Origin of the sequence: Yoonia sp. GPGPB17, assembly GCF_037892195.1 — a bacterium.
Taxonomy (GTDB): Bacteria; Pseudomonadota; Alphaproteobacteria; order Rhodobacterales; family Rhodobacteraceae; genus Yoonia.
The window spans coordinates 3,618,711-3,638,531 of the sequence record NZ_JATACI010000002.1 but is presented as its reverse complement, the minus strand read 5'-3'; the positions used below and the strand labels follow the sequence as shown (position 1 = coordinate 3,638,531).

The window sequence follows — 19,821 nt, the reverse complement described above, 5'->3', positions numbered from 1 at the left end:
CTAACTGGTATGGTGTCAAGTCAAGGAGTTCACATGACACCCCACTACGTCAGCCGCGATATTGCGGCGTCCCCTGCAGCCGTTTGGTCAATCCTGACCGACGCAACGCGCCTATCAGATGGTACCTTTAGTATAATCAGGATTGAGGGGCAGATTGCCCTAAACAAGTCGTTCAAACTGTGGTCCGAAGTGGACCCCAAACGGCCCTTTCCGATTAAAGTGGCCATCATGCAGCCCGAGAGACAAATGGAATGGCACGGTGGCATGCCGCTTGGCTTGTTCCTGGGCAATCGGCAATTCAGGCTGAATCCCACAGCAACAGGAACACGGTTTATGATGCAAGAGACATACGCAGGCCCGCTGAAGCGGCTGATCACACGGTTCATTCCTGATTTGCAGCCGAGCTTTGAAAAGTTCGCGGATGCGCTGAAAACAGCAGCGGAGGCTCAAGCATGAACCGCGTGACATATGGAATGGGGGTCGTTGGAGATCCTTGGATTCTAAAAACACCGTCACTGACCTCGGAGTTTGAAGTCTGGAAGGATGAGGCAACCAAACCACCCGCCTTAGTGGTGCGGGTGGGCAAGACGCAACTGTCATACCAACTGCGTGCACTGGAAGACGCGCATGCGATGCTCAAGATGCATGGTGATTGGATGCCGCTTGGCAACGCCGACGAGAGCAAACCGGTCAAGGAAGGCACGCTAGAGGCATGGGCGCGTAGCGCCGATAACCCGGTTGGGGGATACTATGGGCTGCGCAAAGGATATCGCGGTCGTTTTGCAAATTACGTCTCGCCGGTGTTGGAAATGCTGGGCTGGGCTGAACTGGAACACAACGCGCGAAACAACCGGATCAAAGCTATTTGAGGTATCTGAACCTTAAGATCAGCGGAACGATCGCCACGATCAGCAAAGTAGCCAACAGATAAGGCGCGCCCGGCAAGTATATACCGCCGCCATTGACAAAGCGTTCGAACACGCCTGTCAAAACCAGCGGAGCGGCTACAGCTGCGATGGAAGAAAGCGACGCGATCACGCCTTGGACAAGGCCCTGCTGGTCTTCTTCTGCACAGTTCGCGGCAAAAGCAGTCATCAGCGGCGGGGCCATGTCTGAGAGCGCAGCAAAAGGCAGGAAAACAGCAACGGCCCAAACGGCACCCGCGAAGCCAAAGCCAATCATGCCAATGATAGCCGCCGCTGTCGCTATGACGAGGGTTCTGAAATCACCAAAGCGCTTGGTCATTTGTGGCAGCACACCGGCCTGCACGATGGCGATCAGCACGCCATAGGCTGATAGTGTCAGCCCAATCGTAAAGCCATCCCAGCCAAAGACTTCACGTCCCCAAAAGGCCCAGAGCGTCGGGTAGACCATATTGGCGAACTCAAAGACAAAAATGCAGATCAACGGGATTGCCAGCCCGGGGATCAAAAAAGCCCGTTTAATCGTACCGAAAGGGTTCAGGTCGCGTCTGCCAAAGGGGCGGCGGTTTTCGTCCTTGAGCGATTCCGGCAGGATGAAGATACCAAAGGCCACATTCAGCGCCGACAACCCTGCAGCAATCCAAAACGGTGCTGTTATATGCCAGCCCGAAGCAACGCCGCCAAGCGCCGGACCCAATACAAAGCCAATCCCGAAGGCCGCCCCAATCATGCCAAAGGCAGCCCCACGTTCTTCGGGTTTGGCAATGTCGGCGATATAGGCGGTTGCGGTGATATAGGTGGCCCCGGCCATGCCAGCGATGATGCGTCCGACCAACAGAACCCAATAGGTCTGTGCCAATGCCATAATCACGTAATCGATTGTCAGCGTCAGCAAGGCAGCGATCAGAACAGGCTTAACGGCCATAGGCATCTGAAAGGCTGCCAATGATCGGGCCAAAGACAAACATTGCGGCGGCATAGGCCGACATCATCACGCCGCCCCAGAATGCGCCTTCTGCCGTCGAGCCTGCGCCAACACGATCCATCAGGTCAGGCATGATTGGGAAGACGATCCCGATACCAATCGCATCAATAAGAAGTGTTGCAAGAATAAAGAGAAAGGGACCGTTGAGCTTCATGCCGCCACACCACACTTGCCAGTCGCGGAACACAAGTGAAATCGGCACGTTTCCACAGGGCCTTAGTGGCGGTTAGAACCTTCCACATCATTGCTTTGCAATATGGGAAAAAACAAGGTCACGCGCGTACCATAACCGACCTTGCTTTCCAGACGAACACCGCCAGATGATTGTTCTGCAAACCCAATAACCATGGGCAATCCAAGGCCCGACCCTTTGCCCACCGGTTTCGTTGTGAAGAATGGGTCAAAGATGCTTTCTTGCAGGTTATCAGGGATACCGACACCATCATCGGCAACGCTGATCATCACATACGCGCCTGGCTGCAGATTGCCATCGCATTGACCAAGATCACAAGCGTCAAAGGCAATGGACTCTGCAGTGATGTCAATGCGGCCGCCGCCTGTGATTGCGTCCCGCGCATTTGTCGCAAGGTTGACAATCGCTGTTTCCAACTGATGCTTGTCAACAAAAATGGCAGGCAAGTCAGGCGCGATCGAAAACGCCAGGCGAATGTTCTCTGGCAGAACCCGCTGGAGCAAGGCCTTCATGCTGTCAAAGAAATGTACGATCTGAATGGGTTCGGGCGACAGAATGCTGCGGCGTCCAAAGGCCAGCAGTTGCCCCGCCAATGCCGCACCGCGGTCGCTTGCTTTCATAATCTCGTGGACCAGTTCATCCTGTGCTTCGTCGGCAGAGCCTGCCAACAACTCTGCGTTGCCACGGGTTACTGTCAGGATGTTGTTGAAATCATGTGCCACCCCCGCAACCAGATGCCCCAAAGCGTCCAACTTCTGCGTGTGATTGAAGGACTGCTGGATCATATCGTTCTTCGTCCATCGCTCTTGTGCAAATTTGAGCGCGAGCAGGAAGTACGGCAGGATGCAGAATGACGTTAGCAAGAACATGAACGGTTCCATGGCTAGGCCAAACTCGACGAATGCAAGGCCGGTGATAGCGAGGAATCCGAACCACAGCGGGACACAGGTAGCCACAATGATTTCATAGTACGTGGCATGAAACATAAATATGTTGATCGTCGCGGCAACGACAAGTGCGGCAGTCGCAAACTTGTAGACGTCGCCCTCCAAACTCCACACATACACGAAGAGCACACAGTAGGTGATCGCTCGTGCGAAAAGCAGCCCCAGTACCAGCCAATAAGATGACGCGCGCGCCGCTTCCACGGCACGTTTGGCCAGCCATTTTTCCAACGTGAACAAGCCAATATAGATCGCAACGATCACAACAGGCCACCAAAGCCCGAAAACCGCTGCGCCAGCGATACTCGCCAAACTTAGGAGACCAACATTGGCGATGTACTCCAAACTGCCGATAGTCTCTGCTTCAGCAATCGAGGATAGCTGACCTAAGCGGTTGCTTGCCGTCCTTTTGGGGAATGACCATTTTAGAAGGTTGGGTGGCATGAACTCTTTACCGTGCACGTTCTTGGGGATGATAAGCCAACACCCTGCACAGGTCTAATCCTTTAGGCGAACTACACATCGAAGTACCCGTTATGATTGAGTACCGAAATGCGATACATTGCGAAGGAGAACCAGTCACCCATGAATACAATGCAACATTTCCCGACAAAAGAGCGGGGTTAACCGATGTCAGTTTTACCACGCCTGTCGTTGCGCAGGTTGGCGTAGAGAACGTGATTGCGCCAACGCCCGTTGATTTGGAGATAGCTTTGGGCGACACCTTCATATTTGTATCCGCACTGCTCAAGCAACCTGCGGGAGGCGTCATTTTCCGGCAAACACCCTGCCTCGATCCGGCTGAGGTCCAGTGCTGTAAACGCGTGATGCACCACGGCTTGTATCGCTTCACGCATATAGCCCTGCCGCGCGAAAGGTTCGCCAATCCAATAGCCTGTGATACCCGATTGCGAGGGGCCGCGTTTGATGTGGTCTAACGTGATTGCCCCAAGAAGGCCATTGTCCGCACGGCGCACCAGAAACAGCGGCATAGCTGTACCATTTGAGATCGACCGCTGCGCCCAGTATACCCGGTTCGTGAAGGCTTTGCGGGTGAGATGGTCTGACGCCCAGGTCGGCTCCCATGGCTTGAGAAAGTCTTCGCTATCGCGCCGCAGCGTCGCCCATGCGCGGAAGTCACTGTGGATCGGCGGGCGCAATGTCAGCCGTTCAGTTTCAATCCGGACCTTTTTCTTGGTCCCAAGCATTATGCAGCTAACCGTGCTTTCAAAGTGTCGAGCGAGGGTGCGGCATCGGCCGGACCATAAAGCGCCAATGCGGTTCCAGCCTGACCTGCCATTTGCCCAGCGAAGTCTTTCACGTCGCCGGTGGTTACATCGTCAATGTGGGCGATGGTTTCGTCGATGCTTGGAATGCGTCCCCAGATCGACAAAAGCCGTGCTAGGCGTTCGGCCCGATTGGATGGGCTTTCGAGCCCCATAAGCAGACCTGCTTTCATTTGCGCACGGGCGCGGGCGACCTCAGCCGCGCTCATATCATCGGCGGCGCGCTTCATTTCATCAATCGTGATGTTGGCCAATTCACTGATCTGCTCCGCGCTTGTCCCTGCGTAGATCGTGGTCAGACCCGTGTCTTCATAGGCCCCGGCTTGCGCGAAGATCGTATAGCAGAGGCCGCGGTGCTCGCGCACCTCTTGGAATAAGCGCGAAGACATACCGCCGCCCATGGCGTTCGCGTAGATCTGCGCAGTGTAAATCGCAGGGTCAAGGTAGGTTGGACCTTCGAGTGCCAGTGCAAAGTGAACCTGTTCAAGGTCTTTGTTCTCGCGCCGCTCGCCACCACCAAAGGCCATGGCTGCATCTGGCCCGGTGCACGCGCGACCGCAGGCAGATCACCGAACAGCGCTTCGGCCTGTGCCACGATGGCGTCATGGTCGACGGCCCCGGCTGCTGACAAGATCATCTGGTTCGGGCCATAATGCTCGCCCACGAACCCTTGCAGATCATCGCGGCTAAAACCGCTGACCCGTTCGGATGGTCCGAGAATCGTGCGCCCCAAGGCCTGATCAGGGTAGGCGACCTCTTGCAGCCAATCGAAGATGATGTCGTCAGGCGTATCCAGCGCTTGTCCGATTTCCTGCAAGATCACGCCACGCTCAATTTCAATCTCGCTCGGGTCAAAAACCGGATTCAAAAGAATGTCTGAAATCACATCAAGGCCAAGGGCCACGTCATCCTGCAGCACACGTGCGTAATAAGCTGTCATTTCGCGGCTGGTGTAGGCGTTGATATAGCCGCCCACGTCTTCGATGCTTTCGGCAATTTGCAAGGCACTACGCGTCTTGGTTCCCTTGAACGCCATGTGCTCAAGGAAATGCGCAATCCCGTTCTGCTCGATCCGTTCGTGGCGTCCGCCCGCCTGAACCCAAATCCCGATTGAGGCTGACTTCAGCCCCGGCATATCCTCGGTGACGATACGAAAGCCATTGGACAGCGTGTGCAGTTGGATGGTCAATTCTGAATTCGCTCCCTGATGACCGCTTGGATCGCGGCCAGATCGTTGCCGACGCGTGTCACGCGTTCCGGTCGGTCATACAGGTCCGCCATGCGGGGGGAAGGGGTGCCGCGACGCCTGACGCAGCTTTCACCGCATCCGGGAACTTCGCCGGGTGTGCGGTGGCGAGGGTGATCATGGGTGTGGTGCCGAGGTGCGGTTCGGCCACGTGGACGCCGACCGCTGTATGCGGGCAGAGCAGTTCACCGTGATTGGCGAGGTAAGTTTTGATCGCCGTGTGGGTTTCGTCTTCGGATGCGCGACCTGATTTGAAGGTGTCCTTCAGCATCTGATAAGCGCCTTGGCTGATCTGGAAGCCCCCTGCTTTCAGATCTTCCATTTGGCCTGCCACTGCGGCCCCGTCCCGGTTGTAGGCATCAAAAAGCGCGCGTTCGAAGTTGGAACTGACCTGAATATCCATAGAGGGGCTGATAGTGGGCTCGACCCCCTCTTTGGTGTAGGCCCCCGTTTGCAATGTACGGTGCAAAATGTCGTTGCGGTTGGTCGCAACGATCAGGTCGGCGATGGGCAAGCCCATCTTCTTGGCGATATAGCCCGCAAAGATATCGCCGAAGTTGCCGGTGGGCACGGTGAAGCTGACTTCGCGATGTGGTGCACCAAGGGACACGGCGGCGGTGAAGTAGTAGACCACTTGCGCCAGAACCCGGCCCCAGTTGATGGAGTTCACACCCGCCAGTTTCACCTCTTCGCGGAAGGCGAAATCGTTGAACATGTCTTTGACCGCCGCCTGACAGTCGTCAAAGTCACCGTCGACAGCCAGCGCATGCACATTGCTTTCTGTCGGCGTGGTCATCTGGCGACGCTGCACCTCGGAAACCCTGCCATGTGGATACATGATGAAGACGTCGACCGCCTTGAGGCCGCGAAACGCCTCAATCGCTGCCGATCCGGTGTCACCTGAAGTAGCCCCAACAATCGTCACTCGGTCGCCTGAGCGTGTGAGAGCGGCCTGAAACATCTGGCCAATAAGCTGCATCGCAAAATCTTTGAACGCGAGCGTTGGGCCGTGGAACAGCTCAAGCAAGTAGTGGTTGCTGTCCAGTTGCACCAAAGGCGCGCGTGCGGCGTGGCCGAAACCGGCGTAGGCCTGTTTGATCAGACCGCGAAGTTCATCTTCAGTAAACGTATCCCCGATGAAGGGGCGCATCACGTCGTAAGCAACCTCTTCATAAGACTTGCCCGCCATTGCCGCGATCTGTGCGTGGGTTAGCGTTGGCACGTCTTCGGGCACATACAAACCGCCGTCGCGGGCGAGGCCGGTGAGCATGGCTTCTTCGAAACTCAACATGGGCGCGGAGCCGCGGGTCGAGATGTAACGCATTAGTCTTGGGCGTCCTTTTGGCGCAGGGTACGACGTATCAGGTACAGGCTCATAATCGCCCAGACTGCGGCCAGCAAGAACCATGTCACCGCATATTCGAAATGATCGTTCTTTATGCTGGCAGTGTTCACCGGCAAAGGCGTCAAACGCGGGTCTGGGGGCGACGCTTGGGTGACCACGATCATGAAAGGCAGGGTGCCAAGTGCGGCCGACATGGTTTCGACGTTGCGGGCAAACCAGATGTTTGCGTCAAGGTCAGGCGCGGGCGTGCTGCTGTTTTGGTCGTCGGGCCATAGCAAAGTACCGGTGATGTTCGTTGTGACGGTCAACGGAGCCGCATTTTTGTTGTCGAGGGCCAATAGGCCTTGGTCAACAAGGATGGCACCCACATCCGTTTCAAACTTTGAGATAACCCGGTAACCTGTACCGGCTTCGGTCCCTGAAACGAGGACGTGCAGTTCTTCGCCCGTGGGCGCGCCATTGACAAGCACGCGGGTGTACTCATCTGCCATCTCTGTTGCGAATCTGGAGAACGGAGAAGGTGCAGCCCCAAGCCGCGCGTTGATATCTGCGAGGATTTCCTCCTTCCAGGCCAGGCGTTCGACCTGCCAGTTGCCAAGGCTAATCAGCACTCCACAACCGGCGACACCAAGAATCAACGGAAAGAGAATTTTACGCAGCATCTTGCGCCCTTGAATGTTGAAAACGCGCGAGATTGCCCTCGCGCGTTTGATACTCAGTTTGGTGGATCAAGATCCACCTTACGTGAACGGCGCTTAGATGCCCCAGATATAAACCGCGAAGAACAAAAACAGCCACACCACGTCAACAAAGTGCCAGTACCAAGCTGCCGCCTCAAAGCCAACGTGCTTTTCTGGCGTGAAGTGCCCTGCCCGCGCCCGCATATAACAGACAAACAAGAAAATTGTCCCGATGATCACATGGAAGCCATGGAAGCCTGTGGCCATGAAGAAGTTCGAGAAGAACTTGTCGCCACCAAAGTCCAGTCCTGCTGTACCAGCAGGTACCAGTATTCATAGGCCTGCAAACCGGTGAAAAGGATGCCAAGAACAACAGCCAGCAACAAACCATGCTCAAGGTCTTTGCGGTTGTTTTCATGCACCAGCGCGTGGTGCGCCCAAGTCACCGCCATGCCAGAACAAAGTAGCACAAGCGTGTTGATCAGCGGCAGGTGGAACGCATCAACCTGATAGAACTCTGGCGACACATAGGTGGTGCCAACATAGGTGTCCATCGGATAGATCGTGTGTTTGAAGAACGACCAGAACCAGGCCGCAAAGAACATCACTTCGGACATGATGAACATGATGAAACCGTAGCGCAGGCCGATCCGCACAACCGGTGTGTGATCACCCACATTGCTTTCGGCCACAACGTCTGCCCACCATGCGAACATGACGTAGAGCACAGCTGCCAGACCCATCAGGAAGATGTAGGGACCCGAGCCATGCATCCAGAGCGTCGCCCCAAAGAGCATGACAAAGCCGCCGACACCGCCCAGGAATGGCCAGATTGACGGTGGCAGAATGTGATAATCGTGGTTCTTAGCGTGCGCCATGTGGTGCGTTTCCTATCGGCTGGTCTTTAGTAGGTTTGTATGGCGTCTTGTGGCGCCGGTGTCAAAGCTTGTGGTGCCAGAGAGGCCTGCATCTCCTCTTCAGGCAAATCAATCTGGTAGAATGTGTAGCTGAGCGTGATGGTGTGCACGAATTTCCCCTCACGGTCATCCACGATCGCCGGGTCTACAAAGAAGCTGACTGGCATCATCACGGTCTCACCCGGCATCAGCACCTGCTCTGTGAAGCAAAAACACTCAATTTTGTCGAAAAACGCCCCGGCCTCGTAAGGTGTGACATTATAGGCGGCCTGTCCGGCGATAGGCACATCAAGCGGGTTGTGCGCCTCATAAAAGGCCAGTCCGGTTTCGCCGATCCGGATTTCCATCTCGCGCACTTCGGGTTTGAAGGTCCATGGCATATCCCGCTCCAGCGAGGCGTCGAAACGGACCTTGATTGTCTCATCCAAAATCACATCGCTGCCGGATTCGGCCACATTGGTCGCCCCGCCAAAGCCGGTCACCCGGCAGAACCAGTCATAAAAGGGAACCGAGGCCCAGGCGAGCCCGCCCATGAGGATCACAACAGATACTGTTTGTGCCAATGTCCGTTGCGGACCTTGAAGGTTTGGAAAAAGTTTCATTCGCCTGCCCCCTCTTCAGGAATGATCTGTGGACGGGCCACATGGTCAAATCGTTCAAACTGGGCTGCATCGCCAAGCTGCAAGACCTTCACGACCGTCAAGCCAAAGATGATCGCGATGAAACAAGCAAGGATCAGCCCAAGCCCATAGTTGCGCCCTTTACGCCGTTCATGGAGCTCATGTTCGACTTGCAATGGCATTACCAGCCTCCCAGGCCATATAGCCGCAAAGCCGCTTCAATCAAGAGCGCCCCGAAATGCGCAAAGACGTAGTAGAGCGAGACTTTGAAGACTTTGATTTCAACACGGTGCTTGTCCGCTTCGCAGTCGGCGTCTGTCCGGCGCCAGATGTCATAAGCGCCCTTCAGGAACCAACCATTCATCCAGATCGCCACAGCCAGATAGACCGGACCGCCAATCGAGGTGAACCCCAGCCCCAGTGCAACGGGCACCAGCAGCAGTGTATAGATGATGACATGCTTACGTGTCGCATCCCGCCCATGGGTTTCCGTCAACATGGGTACACCGGCATTGCCGTAGTCCGACTTCACAAACAGCGCCAGCGCCCAGAAGTGCGGCGGAGTCCACATGAAAATCAGCGCGAACATCAGCACGCTTTCAATGCTGACCCCACCTGTGGCCACGGCCCAGCCGATCATCGGAGGGAAGGCACCCGCAGCACCGCCAATCACGATGTTTTGCGGTGTCGCCCGTTTCAGCCACATTGAATAGATGACGGCGTAAAAGAAGATGGTGAAGGCCAGCAGGAGAGCGGCAAGGAAGTTTGTGGCCAGCGCCAAAAGCACAATCGCAAAGCCGGAAAGTGCCAGACCAATGCCCAGCGCCTCACCCGGTTCAACCCGGCCAGAGGGGATGGGGCGTCCGGCTGTCCGTTTCATGCGGGCGTCGATATCCGCATCCCACCACATATTCAGCGCGCCAGAGGCCCCGGCGCCGACAGCGATACACAAGATAGCGACAAAACCAATGAACGGGTGAACAGGTACCGGAGACACCAAAAGCCCCACGAGTGCGGTAAACACGACCAGTGACATCACACGCGGTTTCAACAGGGCAAAGTAGTCGCCCATGTTTGCTTCGTAGCTTTGATCTGATGCGCTGATATCGCTCATTGCGGACCTTCAAAGTGGGTAGGGCAAGACCTGCCTGATGTGATCGAACCGTCGTTGATGCAAGGTGGGCGTCGACCCACCTTACCCTTTAAGATGTGCCGGTCGCCTCGGCGAGCCATGCGTCATATGTTTCCTGGCTCACCACTTTGACAGTGATTGGCATATAGGCGTGGTCTTTGCCGCAAAGCTCGGAACACTGACCAAAGTAAATGCCTTCACGCTCGGCGGCGAACCACAGTTCTGCCAAACGCCCGGGAACTGCATCTTGCTTTACGCCAAACGCGGGGATGGTCCAAGAGTGGATCACATCCGCAGCGGTCACCTGCATCACAACGGTCGCGCCGATTGGCACGATAACCGCAGTGTCAGTCGCAAGCAGATATTCGTCCTGGCCGTAGCCGTACTCTTCCAGCTCCTCACGGGCCAGCATGTAGCTGTCAAACTCAACGCCGTGATCGACATATTCATAGCCCCAATACCACTGATAGCCTGTCACTTTGATGGTGATGTCGGCCTCGGGGATTTCTTGCTGTTTGAACAACACAGGCAGTGAGAATGCGCCAATAAAGACCAGGATCACAACGGGTACGACCGTCCAGGCCACCTCAAGTGGTGAGTTGTGCGTGAATGTTGCAGGTTCTGGGTTTCTGGTTTGGTTATAGCGGATTGCCACCCATGCCATAAGCCCAGTGACAAAAAGCGTGATCACCGTAATGATTACCAACAGCATGTTGTCCAACCACACAACATCGCGCGCCAGTTCCGTCGCTGAGGGTTGGAAACCCATACCCCGATCCACCGGACGCCCGACAATTTCAAGCTCCTGGTCAATCTGCTGTGCTGTTGCGGCGGACCCTGCCATGATCAGACCGGCTGTGGTCCAAAGTGATGCGGCGATGCTGTTCAAACGCATATCGTACCCTATCTTCAATGCACCCGCGTTGGGCGCGTCTCCCAGGCGATTCTGTTCAGGCGTTGAACGGAATCCCATTGTATTCGCAGGACCGTGTCCCATATCCTGATGCACAACTCAAGAACTGCAATTGCGTCAAACAGACGCTTTCGCAACAAAATGCGCTCTCAGCCAAGGAAAACCGCATGTCAGCAGATCCGTTTCGCCCGTTTGAGACCAATCTCGATCAGGACACAGCCCTTTCGCTGCTGCGTGAGGCAACGGCAGGTGCAGACGATGGGGAACTGTTTTTGGAGCGCCGCAAGTCTGAAGTGATCTCGTTCGATGATGGCCGTATCAAGACCGCCAGTTTCGACGCCTCTGAGGGGTTTGGCTTGCGTGCGGTACGTGGCGAAACCGCAGGCTATGCCCATTCCACAACAATTGACGAACACGCATTGAAGCGTGCCGTTTCAACAGCGCGTCTGGCTGTGGGCGATGGTGGCGGCACGATGGCCGACGCCCCTGCTGGCACCAATCGCAAACTATACTCGGACGATGACCCGATGTTGCAGGCCACCTTCCCGGCCAAAATTGATCTACTACGCGAAATTGATGCATTCGCGCGCGCACTCGACCCGCGTGTCGTGCAGGTGTCTGCAACCGTTGCGGCCTCGCATCAGGAGGTTTTGATCTTGCGCCCTGAAGGCACGTTGGTCACGGACGCCCGCCCAATGTCGCGACTGAACATCAGCGTGATTGTTGAAGAGAACGGCAAACGTGAAAGCGGCGGTATGGGCGGCGGTGGCCGTGCGGGCTTGATCGGTTTGATTGGACGCGATCATTGGGAACCGGTCGCACGCGAGGCCTTGCGCATTGCCTTGGTGAACCTTGACGCTGAACCTGCCCCGGCTGGCGTGATGGATGTGGTGCTTGGCCCCGGCTGGCCCGGCATATTGCTGCATGAAGCGATTGGTCACGGGCTTGAGGGCGATTTCAATCGCAAGGGTTCAAGCGCATTTGCGGGTCTGATGGGCCAGCAGATTGCGGCCAAGGGCGTGACTGTGCTGGACGATGGCACGATCCCTGATCGGCGCGGATCCATCACAGTGGATGATGAAGGCACACCGAGCGCAAAGAACACCCTGATCGAAGATGGTGTTCTGGTGGGCTACATGCAGGATCGCCAGAACGCGCGATTGATGGGCGTAGAACCCACGGGCAATGGGCGGCGCGAAAGCTTTGCGCATGCGCCAATGCCGCGCATGACGAACACCTATATGCTGGCGGGAAATACAGCCCCCGAAGCGCTGGTCGCTGATCTCAAGGATGGCATTTACGCGGTCGGATTTGGCGGCGGACAGGTGGACATTACGAATGGCAAGTTCGTCTTTAGCTGCACCGAGGCCTACCGGGTCAAAGATGGGGTGGTTGGTGCACCCGTGAAGGGTGCGACACTGATTGGTGACGGGGCTACAGCGCTGAAGCAGATTCGTGGGATCGGCAACGACCTGGCCCTTGATCCCGGGATCGGCAACTGCGGTAAGGCAGGACAGTGGGTGCCCGTGGGTGTCGGTCAGCCCACCCTGATGATTGGAGGGCTAACTGTGGGCGGAGCAGCAGCTTAAGGTGATTCTCGCTTTGTGAAGGCGCTGCCGCACTGAGGCGGCACCACGATGAATGCATCTCGGTCAATGCGGGTGTATTAAACAAGAAATTCCGTATTATCTCTAAATTCAAATCAGATTGATTCAGAACTCGTTAACTTCCGCAACGCTACACTGATCGGGCAATATGACGGAGCTTACGGGATGACCGGAACACATCTATCTTCCAATCACCCCCCACTCCTACCCACCACGGAAGACGATCTGGTTGCCCGGCTCCGTCTATTGCGTTCGCGTCGGGTTGGCGTTGCAACATATCGTCGGCTGCTGGCAGAACACGGCAGCGCGGCTGATGCACTCGCCGCGCTGCCGGATATTGCCAAGGCAGCCGGTGTTGCAGATTATGCAATCTGTCCGGAAGGTGTTGTAATGGCCGAGCTGAAGGCTAAGCAAAGCCGCAGGCGCGCGTTTGTTGATAGATGGAACACCGGATTATCCGCAGGCCTTGCAAGACGTCGAAAATGCCCCGCCGCTCTTGTGGGCGCTTGGCAGCGCCTCCATTTTGCAAAAACCGATGATTGCACTTGTCGGCGCGCGAAATGCATCATCTTTGGGGACCCGCATGGCCAAACGGCTGGGTGAAGATCTGGCGAACGCCGGATTTGCGGTCGTGTCCGGCCTGGCACGAGGGATTGACGCGGCAGCCCATCACGGGGCGCTGGCCGGTTGCACCGTCGCGGTAATGGCCGGTGGGGTTGATATCATCTATCCGGCTGAAAACACGCAGCTGGCCCATGATATCGCCAAAAGCGGGGTACGTGTATCCGAAATGCCGATGGGTTTGCAGCCGCAGGCACGCCACTTTCCGGCGCGCAACCGCATTATTTCTGGGCTGGCACGCGCCGTTGTCGTTGTTGAAGCTGCAGGAAAATCGGGCAGCTTGATCACCGCACGCAACGCCCTTGATCAGGGACGCGACGTTCTGGCCGTCCCCGGTCACCCGTTTGATGCACGCGCCTGGGGATCAAACATGCTGATCCGCGATGGCGCAACTTTGGTGCGCAATGCGCAGGACGTGATTGATGCGGTCACACCAGTCGCATCATCCGAACCAGAACTTGAGTTGCCTAAACCCGCTCCTAAAACACGCAGCCTACGTGATGTCGCGGCGCTACACTCTGAAATCCTGTCTCGGTTGGGCGCCGCCCCCATTGCCGAGGATCAGCTTTTGCGCGACATCAAGGCCAAAGCAACCGACGTAGCCCCCATTCTTATTGACCTTGAGCTTGAGGGTAAAATCGCCCGGCAATCAGGTGGGCTGCTGGCACGGGTTGTCTGAGCCTACAGGCAATTCTTCGCAAAGATTTTTCCCCTCATTGACATTCTGCAAACAGACGCCACATCTTGCCCGACCTAAGGAAGCGCATTCTCTGTAAAGGATTCTCATGCCTGTTGTTGTTGTCGAGTCCCCTGCTAAGGCAAAGAAAATAAACGGATATCTGGGCAACGACTATACCGTTCTGGCCTCGTACGGACACGTCCGCGATCTGCCGCCAAAGGACGGCTCTGTCCTGCCTGACGACGATTTCGACATGAAATGGGAGATCGCTTCGGACAGCAAGAAGCACATCAAAGCGATCGTTGATGCACTCAAAGACGACAACGAACTGATCCTTGCAACCGACCCCGACCGTGAGGGTGAGGCGATTTCCTGGCATCTGACGGAAGCACTGACGGCCAAGAAAGCGATCAAGAAAGATACGCCCGTTAGTCGCGTCGTTTTCAACGCGATCACCAAGACGGCCGTCACCGACGCGATGGCAAATCCGCGCCAAGTCGATGAGCCATTGGTCGAGGCCTATCTGGCCCGCCGCGCTTTGGATTACCTTGTTGGTTTTAACCTCTCCCCGGTACTGTGGCGCAAACTGCCCGGCGCAAAATCAGCTGGTCGCGTACAATCCGTTTGTCTGCGCATCATCGTTGAGCGCGAGATGGAAATCGAAGCATTCCGCAATCGGGAATACTGGACGGTTAAGGCGCTTTTGCAATCCGCGCGCGGCCAGACATTCGAAGCGCGGCTGACCACTCTGGCAGGCAAAAAGCTGGACAAGTTCGACCTTGAAAACGCAACACAGGCCGAAATGGCGGTGCAAGCGATCAACTCGCGCGATTTGGTGATCAAGTCGGTTGAGGCCAAGCCTGCGACCCGCAATCCCTCTCCTCCCTTCATGACCTCGACTTTGCAGCAAGAGGCCAGCCGCAAATTCGGCATGGGGGCCAAGCAGACGATGGGTGTCGCCCAGCGCCTCTATGAGGCGGGCCTGATTACCTACATGCGGACCGATGGCATTGATATGGCGCCCGAGGCGGTGACGGGTGCGCGCGATGCGATCAAGGCAAAATTTGGCGACGCATACCTGCCCGACCAGCCACGCATGTATAAAAACAAAGCCAAGAATGCGCAGGAAGCCCACGAATGCATTCGCCCGACCGAAATGTCGGTCAGCACCGAAGACGCCAAAATCGCTGATGCCGATCAGCGAAAACTGTATGATCTGATCTATAAGCGCACGATGGCCAGCCAGATGGCAGCCGCCAAGCTGGAACGCACCGTGGTTGATATCACCAGCGCCGACGAACAGGTCGTGTTGCGCGCCAACGGGCAGGTCATGGTTTTTGATGGCTTCATCGCGATTTATGAAGAAGGCAAGGACGACAGCGTTGTCGATGATGACGACAAGCGTCTGCCACAACTGGCCCAGGGCGAGACCGCTGAGAAGAAATCGGTCGACCCCGAACAGCATTTCACCCAACCACCCCCGCTACACCGAGGCGACCTTGGTCAAGCGTATGGAAGAACTGGGAATCGGTCGCCCTTCGACTTACGCTTCAATCGTGACGACAATTCAGGACCGTGGTTATGTTGAGAAAGACAAAAACCGCCTGATCCCGCAGGACAAGGGCCGTTTGGTGACGGCTTTCCTGACCAACTATTTCCGCAAATATATTGGGTATGACTTTACGGCCGATCTGGAAAACCAGTTGGATGAGGTCAGTGCAGGGGACGCTGACTATAAAAAGGTGCTTGGTCAGTTTTGGCGCGATTTCTCGGCCGCCATTGCTGAAACCGCGGATCTGCGCATCACCGAGGTATTGGAAAAAATCAACGAGGTGTTAGAGCCGCATCTGTTCCCGCCAACCGAGGATGGCAGCGATCCACGCCTGTGTCCCAACTGCGGGGCGGGCCGTTTGTCGATGCGCACCGCCCGGTCTGGTGGTGCGTTTATCGGATGTTCAAACTATCCGGAATGCCGCTATACGCGGCCTTTCGGACCACCCAATCCAGAGGCAGAGGCCTCGGCCATTCCGCCTGAAGGCAAGTTACTGGGCACAGACAACGGCGACGAAATCCGTATCTTCAAGGGCCGCTTTGGGCCCTATGCTCAGCGCGGTGAAGTGACCGAAGACAACAAAAAACCACCCCGCCAAGGTGTGCCGGAAGGTTGGGAACCGGAAGAGGTGACGCTTGATCAGGCTTTGATGCTGCTGACACTACCGCGCGAATTGGGTCCACACCCCGAAGACGGCGTGACTGTTTGGGCCAACCTCGGCCGCTATGGCCCCTACCTGAAACATGCGGAAAGCACGTCTCACCGGGGCGGGACCAATGCCAATCTGGACAGCATTGATGAGGTGTGGACCGTCGGCATGAACCGCGCCGTACAATTGCTGGCTGAGAAGGTGGCGTCGCGCGGTCAACGTGGCAAGGCGGCTGTCCCGGTGCGTGAATTGGGCGAGCATCCAGAGGCCGGTGGTCCGGTCAACATCTTCGACGGCAAATATGGACCATATGTAAAGTGGGAGAAGATCAACGCGACAATCCCCGATACGATAGAGCCGTCTGAGCTGACAATGGCGCAGGCCGTGCATCTGATTGATGAACGTGCCGAGAAAGCGGGGAAGAAAAAACCTGCCCGCAAGAAAGCGCCCGCAAAGAAAAGAACGACGGCCAAGAAAACGCCCGCGAAGAAGAAGGCCAGTTGACCGCATTTCTGCATCGCGGCAATTCATTGACTCTGTGTTTCCCTAGCGGCACAACATCCTGAAAACATGCCGGAGAGTTTGCTGATGAAGAAGATTTACCCTAACGCGACCGCTGCCCTCGATGGTCTTTTGCATGATGGCATGTTTATCGCCGCCGGTGGTTTTGGCCTATGCGGCATTCCCGAACTGCTGCTGGATGCGATCAAGGATGCGGGCACAAAGGATCTGACATTTGCGTCGAACAACGCGGGCGTTGATGACTTTGGTATCGGCATTCTGCTACAGACCCGTCAGGTCAAAAAGATGATCAGCTCTTACGTCGGTGAGAATGCTGAGTTTATGCGTCAGTACCTGTCCGGCGAGTTGGAGCTGGAATTTAACCCACAGGGCACGTTGGCCGAGCGTATGCGCGCTGGCGGCTGCGGCATTCCCGGCTTTTACACCAAGACCGGCGTGGGCACTGTGATCGCTGAGGGTAAAGAGCATAAAGACTTCAACGGCGAGACCTATATTATGGAAGAGGGTATTTTTGCTGACCTCTCCATAGTGAAGGCGTGGAAAGCGGATGAGACCGGGAACCTCGTGTTCCGCAAGACGGCCCGCAACTTTAACCCACCTGCCGCCATGTGCGGCAAGGTCTGTGTCGTGGAGGTCGAAGAGATTGTGCCAACTGGGACGCTTGATCCTGACAGCATTCACCTGCCGGGTATCTATGTGCATCGATTGATCCAAGGCGAACATGAAAAACGCATTGAACAACGCACAACCCGCCCGGCCGCTTAAGGGGGATACCGATGTCAAATGTTTTGCCCGAAGACGAAAAAGACACCATCCGCGATTTTCATCATTGGATCGTGGTGGCCCGCCGCATCGTGCATGACAGCTTTACCGGCGACGACAAAGAACTGCAGCGTATGACCCTGCAAACCGCAGAAGGCCTTATGCTCGACCACCGCCTTGGCGCGATCGAAGACCATTTGGCCGAGATCAAAACCGCATTGAACGACAAAGAGTAGGATCAGCTTATGCCTTGGGATCGCAATCAGATGGCTGCCCGTGCCGCACAGGAACTGCAAGATGGCTGGTATGTGAACCTTGGGATCGGCATTCCGACCCTGGTGTCGAACTATATTCCTGATGGGATTGAAGTGACCTTGCAGTCTGAGAACGGCATGCTGGGCATGGGCCCCTTCCCCATTGAGGGTGAAGAAGATGCCGACCTGATCAACGCAGGCAAGCAGACCATCACGGAATTGTCGCAGACGGCCTACTTTGACAGCGCGCAGTCCTTTGGCATGATCCGCGGCGGCAAGATTGCGATGGCGATCCTCGGTGCGATGGAAGTGGCCGAGAACGGTGATCTGGCAAACTGGATGATCCCCGGCAAGCTGGTGAAAGGGATGGGCGGTGCGATGGATCTGGTCGCAGGTGTTGGCCGGGTCGTTGTCGTGATGGATCACACCAACAAACACGGCGTCAGCAAGGTGCTGAAGGAATGCACCCTTCCGCTGACTGGCAAAGGCGTTGTAGATCGGATCATCACCAATCTTGGGGTTCTGGATGTTGTTGAAGGCGGTCTGCAGATCGTCGAAACCGCCGAGGGCGTCACGGAAGATGAATTGCGCGCTGCAACGGAAGCGGCCATTGTCTGATCTTTCCGTCATGCACGAAGAGAGCGACAAGAAGGGTCGTTACTATATAGTGCATGCCTCGGGTGAAAGTGAGCTGACCTATTCGGTTATGTCCGCAAAGCTGGTGATCGCCGACCATACGCAGGTCGCCAGCGGCCATGAAGGCGAAGGTATCGGCTTGATGATGCTGCGTGAGATGATCGCAGATGCGCGCAGCAAGGGCTTTCAGATCGTCCCCCTTTGCCCCTTTGTGAATGCGCAACGGCGCAAGCATCCTGAATGGGCGGATGCCTTCTCGGTTTAGATACCGTTCACATTAAAGACGCAGGCATCTGTGATAAGCTCGGGCGGCGTTTGACATAGTCCTTTGGCAACCTGCCAGGCGGCAAGCACCTTGGGCACATAGGCGCGTGTTTCGCGAAATGGTGGCACACCTTCATGGCGTGCCACATTACCTTCCCCGGCATTGTATCCAGCAAGCGCCAGTACCGGATCATCGCCAAAGTGATCCAACAGCCATTCCAGATAGGCGACACCGCCTTTGATGTTCTGCGCCGGATCTTTGCTATCTGTCACGCCAAACCGTGTCGCCGTCGCGGGCATCAACTGCATCAGACCTTCTGCCCCTGCCGAGCTCACCGCATCAATACGCCCCGCACTTTCAACGGAAATGACGGCAAGAACCAAAGCCGGAGAAACAGATGTTCCCACAGTTTCCACCAGGATACTGCGCCCATGCGTGTTTGCGATTTCCTGCAACGCTTGCAAGCGCGGAGCAGGCACAACCTGTCCTGCGGGCGGATTATTCAGTTGTGCCATCGCCATTTGAAAACGTACGGGCCCTTGCTCGGACAGTTTGGCTGGCACCGTCGTCCAAAACCAATCTAGCGCCGATGGTCGCGGCACAGCGACAGGACCCACCGATACGGGTTCGGGCTCTGGATCGGCGTAAACTGGCCCCAAACGCGGGGCATTCGGATCAATCTGCACGGTGATACGATTGCCATTATTGCCCGAAGGCACTGTTACACGTTTAAAAGTGAAGTCCGGCTGGAGCCGTTCAACCTCTGCTATCAGCGGCGATACACATAGAATCGCACCTGCTGTAAGTATGCCCGTTAATCTACGACTCATTTCTCGCCTGCTCGTGGCTTGTTTGTTCATCATAAGATGGCAGAAAACGGTCCAAATGCCAGTTCTCAAAGAACAATTCCTATGATTCTGTTGGGATTGAGAGCATTTCAGCAACGGACACAGCAAAAGATGAACCAGAGATGAATATTTCTTTCATTTAAAAACAGTGACTTATGCCCAAAATTGTCCGATTCGATGTTTGAGGCGAAAAAAAATGTTTGATGCCAAACTCCCGCCCCATTCAAATGGCTATATGTCAG

General features: G+C 56.0%; 15 protein-coding genes and 6 pseudogenes. 9 read left to right on the top strand and 12 right to left on the bottom strand.

The window, feature by feature from the left end; all coding sequences use genetic code 11:
• Positions 1–33 precede the first annotated feature (33 nt).
• Both QTO30_RS19200 and QTO30_RS19195 read left to right on the top strand, forming a co-directional pair.
• Positions 34–456 (top strand): SRPBCC domain-containing protein, encoded by a 423-nt coding sequence (locus QTO30_RS19200; RefSeq protein WP_340425639.1) that lies wholly within the window; start codon positions 34–36, stop codon positions 454–456.
• The gene (locus QTO30_RS19195; RefSeq protein ID WP_340425638.1) at positions 453–869 is read left to right on the top strand and encodes a DUF6855 family protein; all 417 of its coding nucleotides are present in this window, start codon (positions 453–455) and stop codon (positions 867–869) included. The genes QTO30_RS19200 and QTO30_RS19195 overlap by 4 nt, the downstream gene beginning before the upstream one ends.
• Here the strand turns inward: QTO30_RS19195 and QTO30_RS19190 are convergent.
• The 11 genes and pseudogenes from QTO30_RS19190 to coxB form a co-directional block, all read right to left on the bottom strand.
• A pseudogene (locus QTO30_RS19190) lies at positions 862–2,062 on the bottom strand (MFS transporter). The gene QTO30_RS19195 and the pseudogene QTO30_RS19190 overlap by 8 nt on opposite strands.
• 62 nt (positions 2,063–2,124) lie before the next feature.
• Entirely contained in the window at positions 2,125–3,489 is a 1,365-nt protein-coding gene (locus QTO30_RS19185) for a sensor histidine kinase (protein ID WP_340425637.1), read from the bottom strand.
• Positions 3,490–3,668: 179 nt separating this feature from the next.
• Entirely contained in the window at positions 3,669–4,253 is a 585-nt protein-coding gene (locus QTO30_RS19180) for a GNAT family N-acetyltransferase (RefSeq protein WP_340425636.1), read from the bottom strand.
• Positions 4,253–5,520, bottom strand: a pseudogene (locus QTO30_RS19175) (M16 family metallopeptidase). Before QTO30_RS19175 ends, QTO30_RS19180 begins: the two are co-directional and overlap by 1 nt.
• A pseudogene (gene thrC / locus QTO30_RS19170) lies at positions 5,517–6,901 on the bottom strand (threonine synthase). The pseudogenes QTO30_RS19175 and thrC overlap by 4 nt, the downstream one beginning before the upstream one ends.
• Positions 6,901–7,584, bottom strand: a complete 684-nt coding sequence (locus tag QTO30_RS19165) for an SURF1 family protein (RefSeq protein WP_340425635.1) — start codon at positions 7,582–7,584, stop codon at positions 6,901–6,903. The pseudogene thrC and the gene QTO30_RS19165 overlap by 1 nt, the downstream one beginning before the upstream one ends.
• 93 nt (positions 7,585–7,677) lie before the next feature.
• A pseudogene (locus tag QTO30_RS19160) lies at positions 7,678–8,480 on the bottom strand (cytochrome c oxidase subunit 3).
• 26 nt (positions 8,481–8,506) lie between these two features.
• Entirely contained in the window at positions 8,507–9,121 is a 615-nt protein-coding gene (locus QTO30_RS19155; protein ID WP_340425634.1) for a cytochrome c oxidase assembly protein, read from the bottom strand.
• Positions 9,118–9,321, bottom strand: a complete 204-nt coding sequence (locus QTO30_RS19150) for a hypothetical protein (protein ID WP_340425633.1) — start codon at positions 9,319–9,321, stop codon at positions 9,118–9,120. The genes QTO30_RS19155 and QTO30_RS19150 overlap by 4 nt, the downstream gene beginning before the upstream one ends.
• The gene (gene cyoE, locus QTO30_RS19145; RefSeq protein WP_340425632.1) at positions 9,321–10,253 is read right to left on the bottom strand and encodes a heme o synthase; all 933 of its coding nucleotides are present in this window, start codon (positions 10,251–10,253) and stop codon (positions 9,321–9,323) included. The genes QTO30_RS19150 and cyoE overlap by 1 nt, the downstream gene beginning before the upstream one ends.
• An 88-nt stretch (positions 10,254–10,341) precedes the next feature.
• A complete protein-coding gene (gene coxB, locus QTO30_RS19140; RefSeq protein ID WP_340425631.1) occupies positions 10,342–11,166 on the bottom strand; it encodes a cytochrome c oxidase subunit II in 825 nt (274 codons plus the stop codon).
• Between the two features lie 185 nt (positions 11,167–11,351).
• On the opposite strand from coxB, the gene tldD reads away from it, so the two are divergent.
• The 7 genes and pseudogenes from tldD to QTO30_RS19105 all read left to right on the top strand — a co-directional run bounded on the left by tldD (position 11,352) and on the right by QTO30_RS19105 (position 18,731).
• The gene (tldD, locus tag QTO30_RS19135; protein WP_340425630.1) at positions 11,352–12,773 is read left to right on the top strand and encodes a metalloprotease TldD; all 1,422 of its coding nucleotides are present in this window, start codon (positions 11,352–11,354) and stop codon (positions 12,771–12,773) included.
• 183 nt (positions 12,774–12,956) lie between these two features.
• Positions 12,957–14,091, top strand: a pseudogene (dprA, locus tag QTO30_RS19130) (DNA-processing protein DprA).
• 106 nt (positions 14,092–14,197) lie between these two features.
• Positions 14,198–16,796: pseudogene (gene topA, locus QTO30_RS19125) on the top strand (type I DNA topoisomerase).
• Between the two features lie 84 nt (positions 16,797–16,880).
• Positions 16,881–17,579, top strand: coding sequence for a CoA transferase subunit A (locus QTO30_RS19120; RefSeq protein ID WP_340425629.1), 699 nt, complete (start codon positions 16,881–16,883; stop codon positions 17,577–17,579).
• A gap of 11 nt (positions 17,580–17,590) precedes the next feature.
• The gene (locus QTO30_RS19115) at positions 17,591–17,812 is read left to right on the top strand and encodes a hypothetical protein (protein ID WP_340425628.1); all 222 of its coding nucleotides are present in this window, start codon (positions 17,591–17,593) and stop codon (positions 17,810–17,812) included.
• Positions 17,813–17,821: 9 nt separating this feature from the next.
• Positions 17,822–18,448, top strand: a complete 627-nt coding sequence (locus tag QTO30_RS19110; protein ID WP_340425627.1) for a 3-oxoacid CoA-transferase subunit B — start codon at positions 17,822–17,824, stop codon at positions 18,446–18,448.
• A complete protein-coding gene (locus QTO30_RS19105) occupies positions 18,441–18,731 on the top strand; it encodes a GNAT family N-acetyltransferase (RefSeq protein WP_340425626.1) in 291 nt (96 codons plus the stop codon). The genes QTO30_RS19110 and QTO30_RS19105 overlap by 8 nt, the downstream gene beginning before the upstream one ends.
• On the opposite strand, the gene QTO30_RS19100 is transcribed toward QTO30_RS19105, so the two are convergent.
• Positions 18,728–19,561 carry a lytic transglycosylase domain-containing protein gene (locus tag QTO30_RS19100; protein ID WP_340425625.1) on the bottom strand — a complete coding sequence of 278 codons (834 nt, stop codon included), beginning with the start codon at positions 19,559–19,561 and terminating at the stop codon, positions 18,728–18,730. The two genes, QTO30_RS19105 and QTO30_RS19100, sit on opposite strands and share 4 nt — an antisense overlap.
• Positions 19,562–19,821 lie beyond the last annotated feature (260 nt).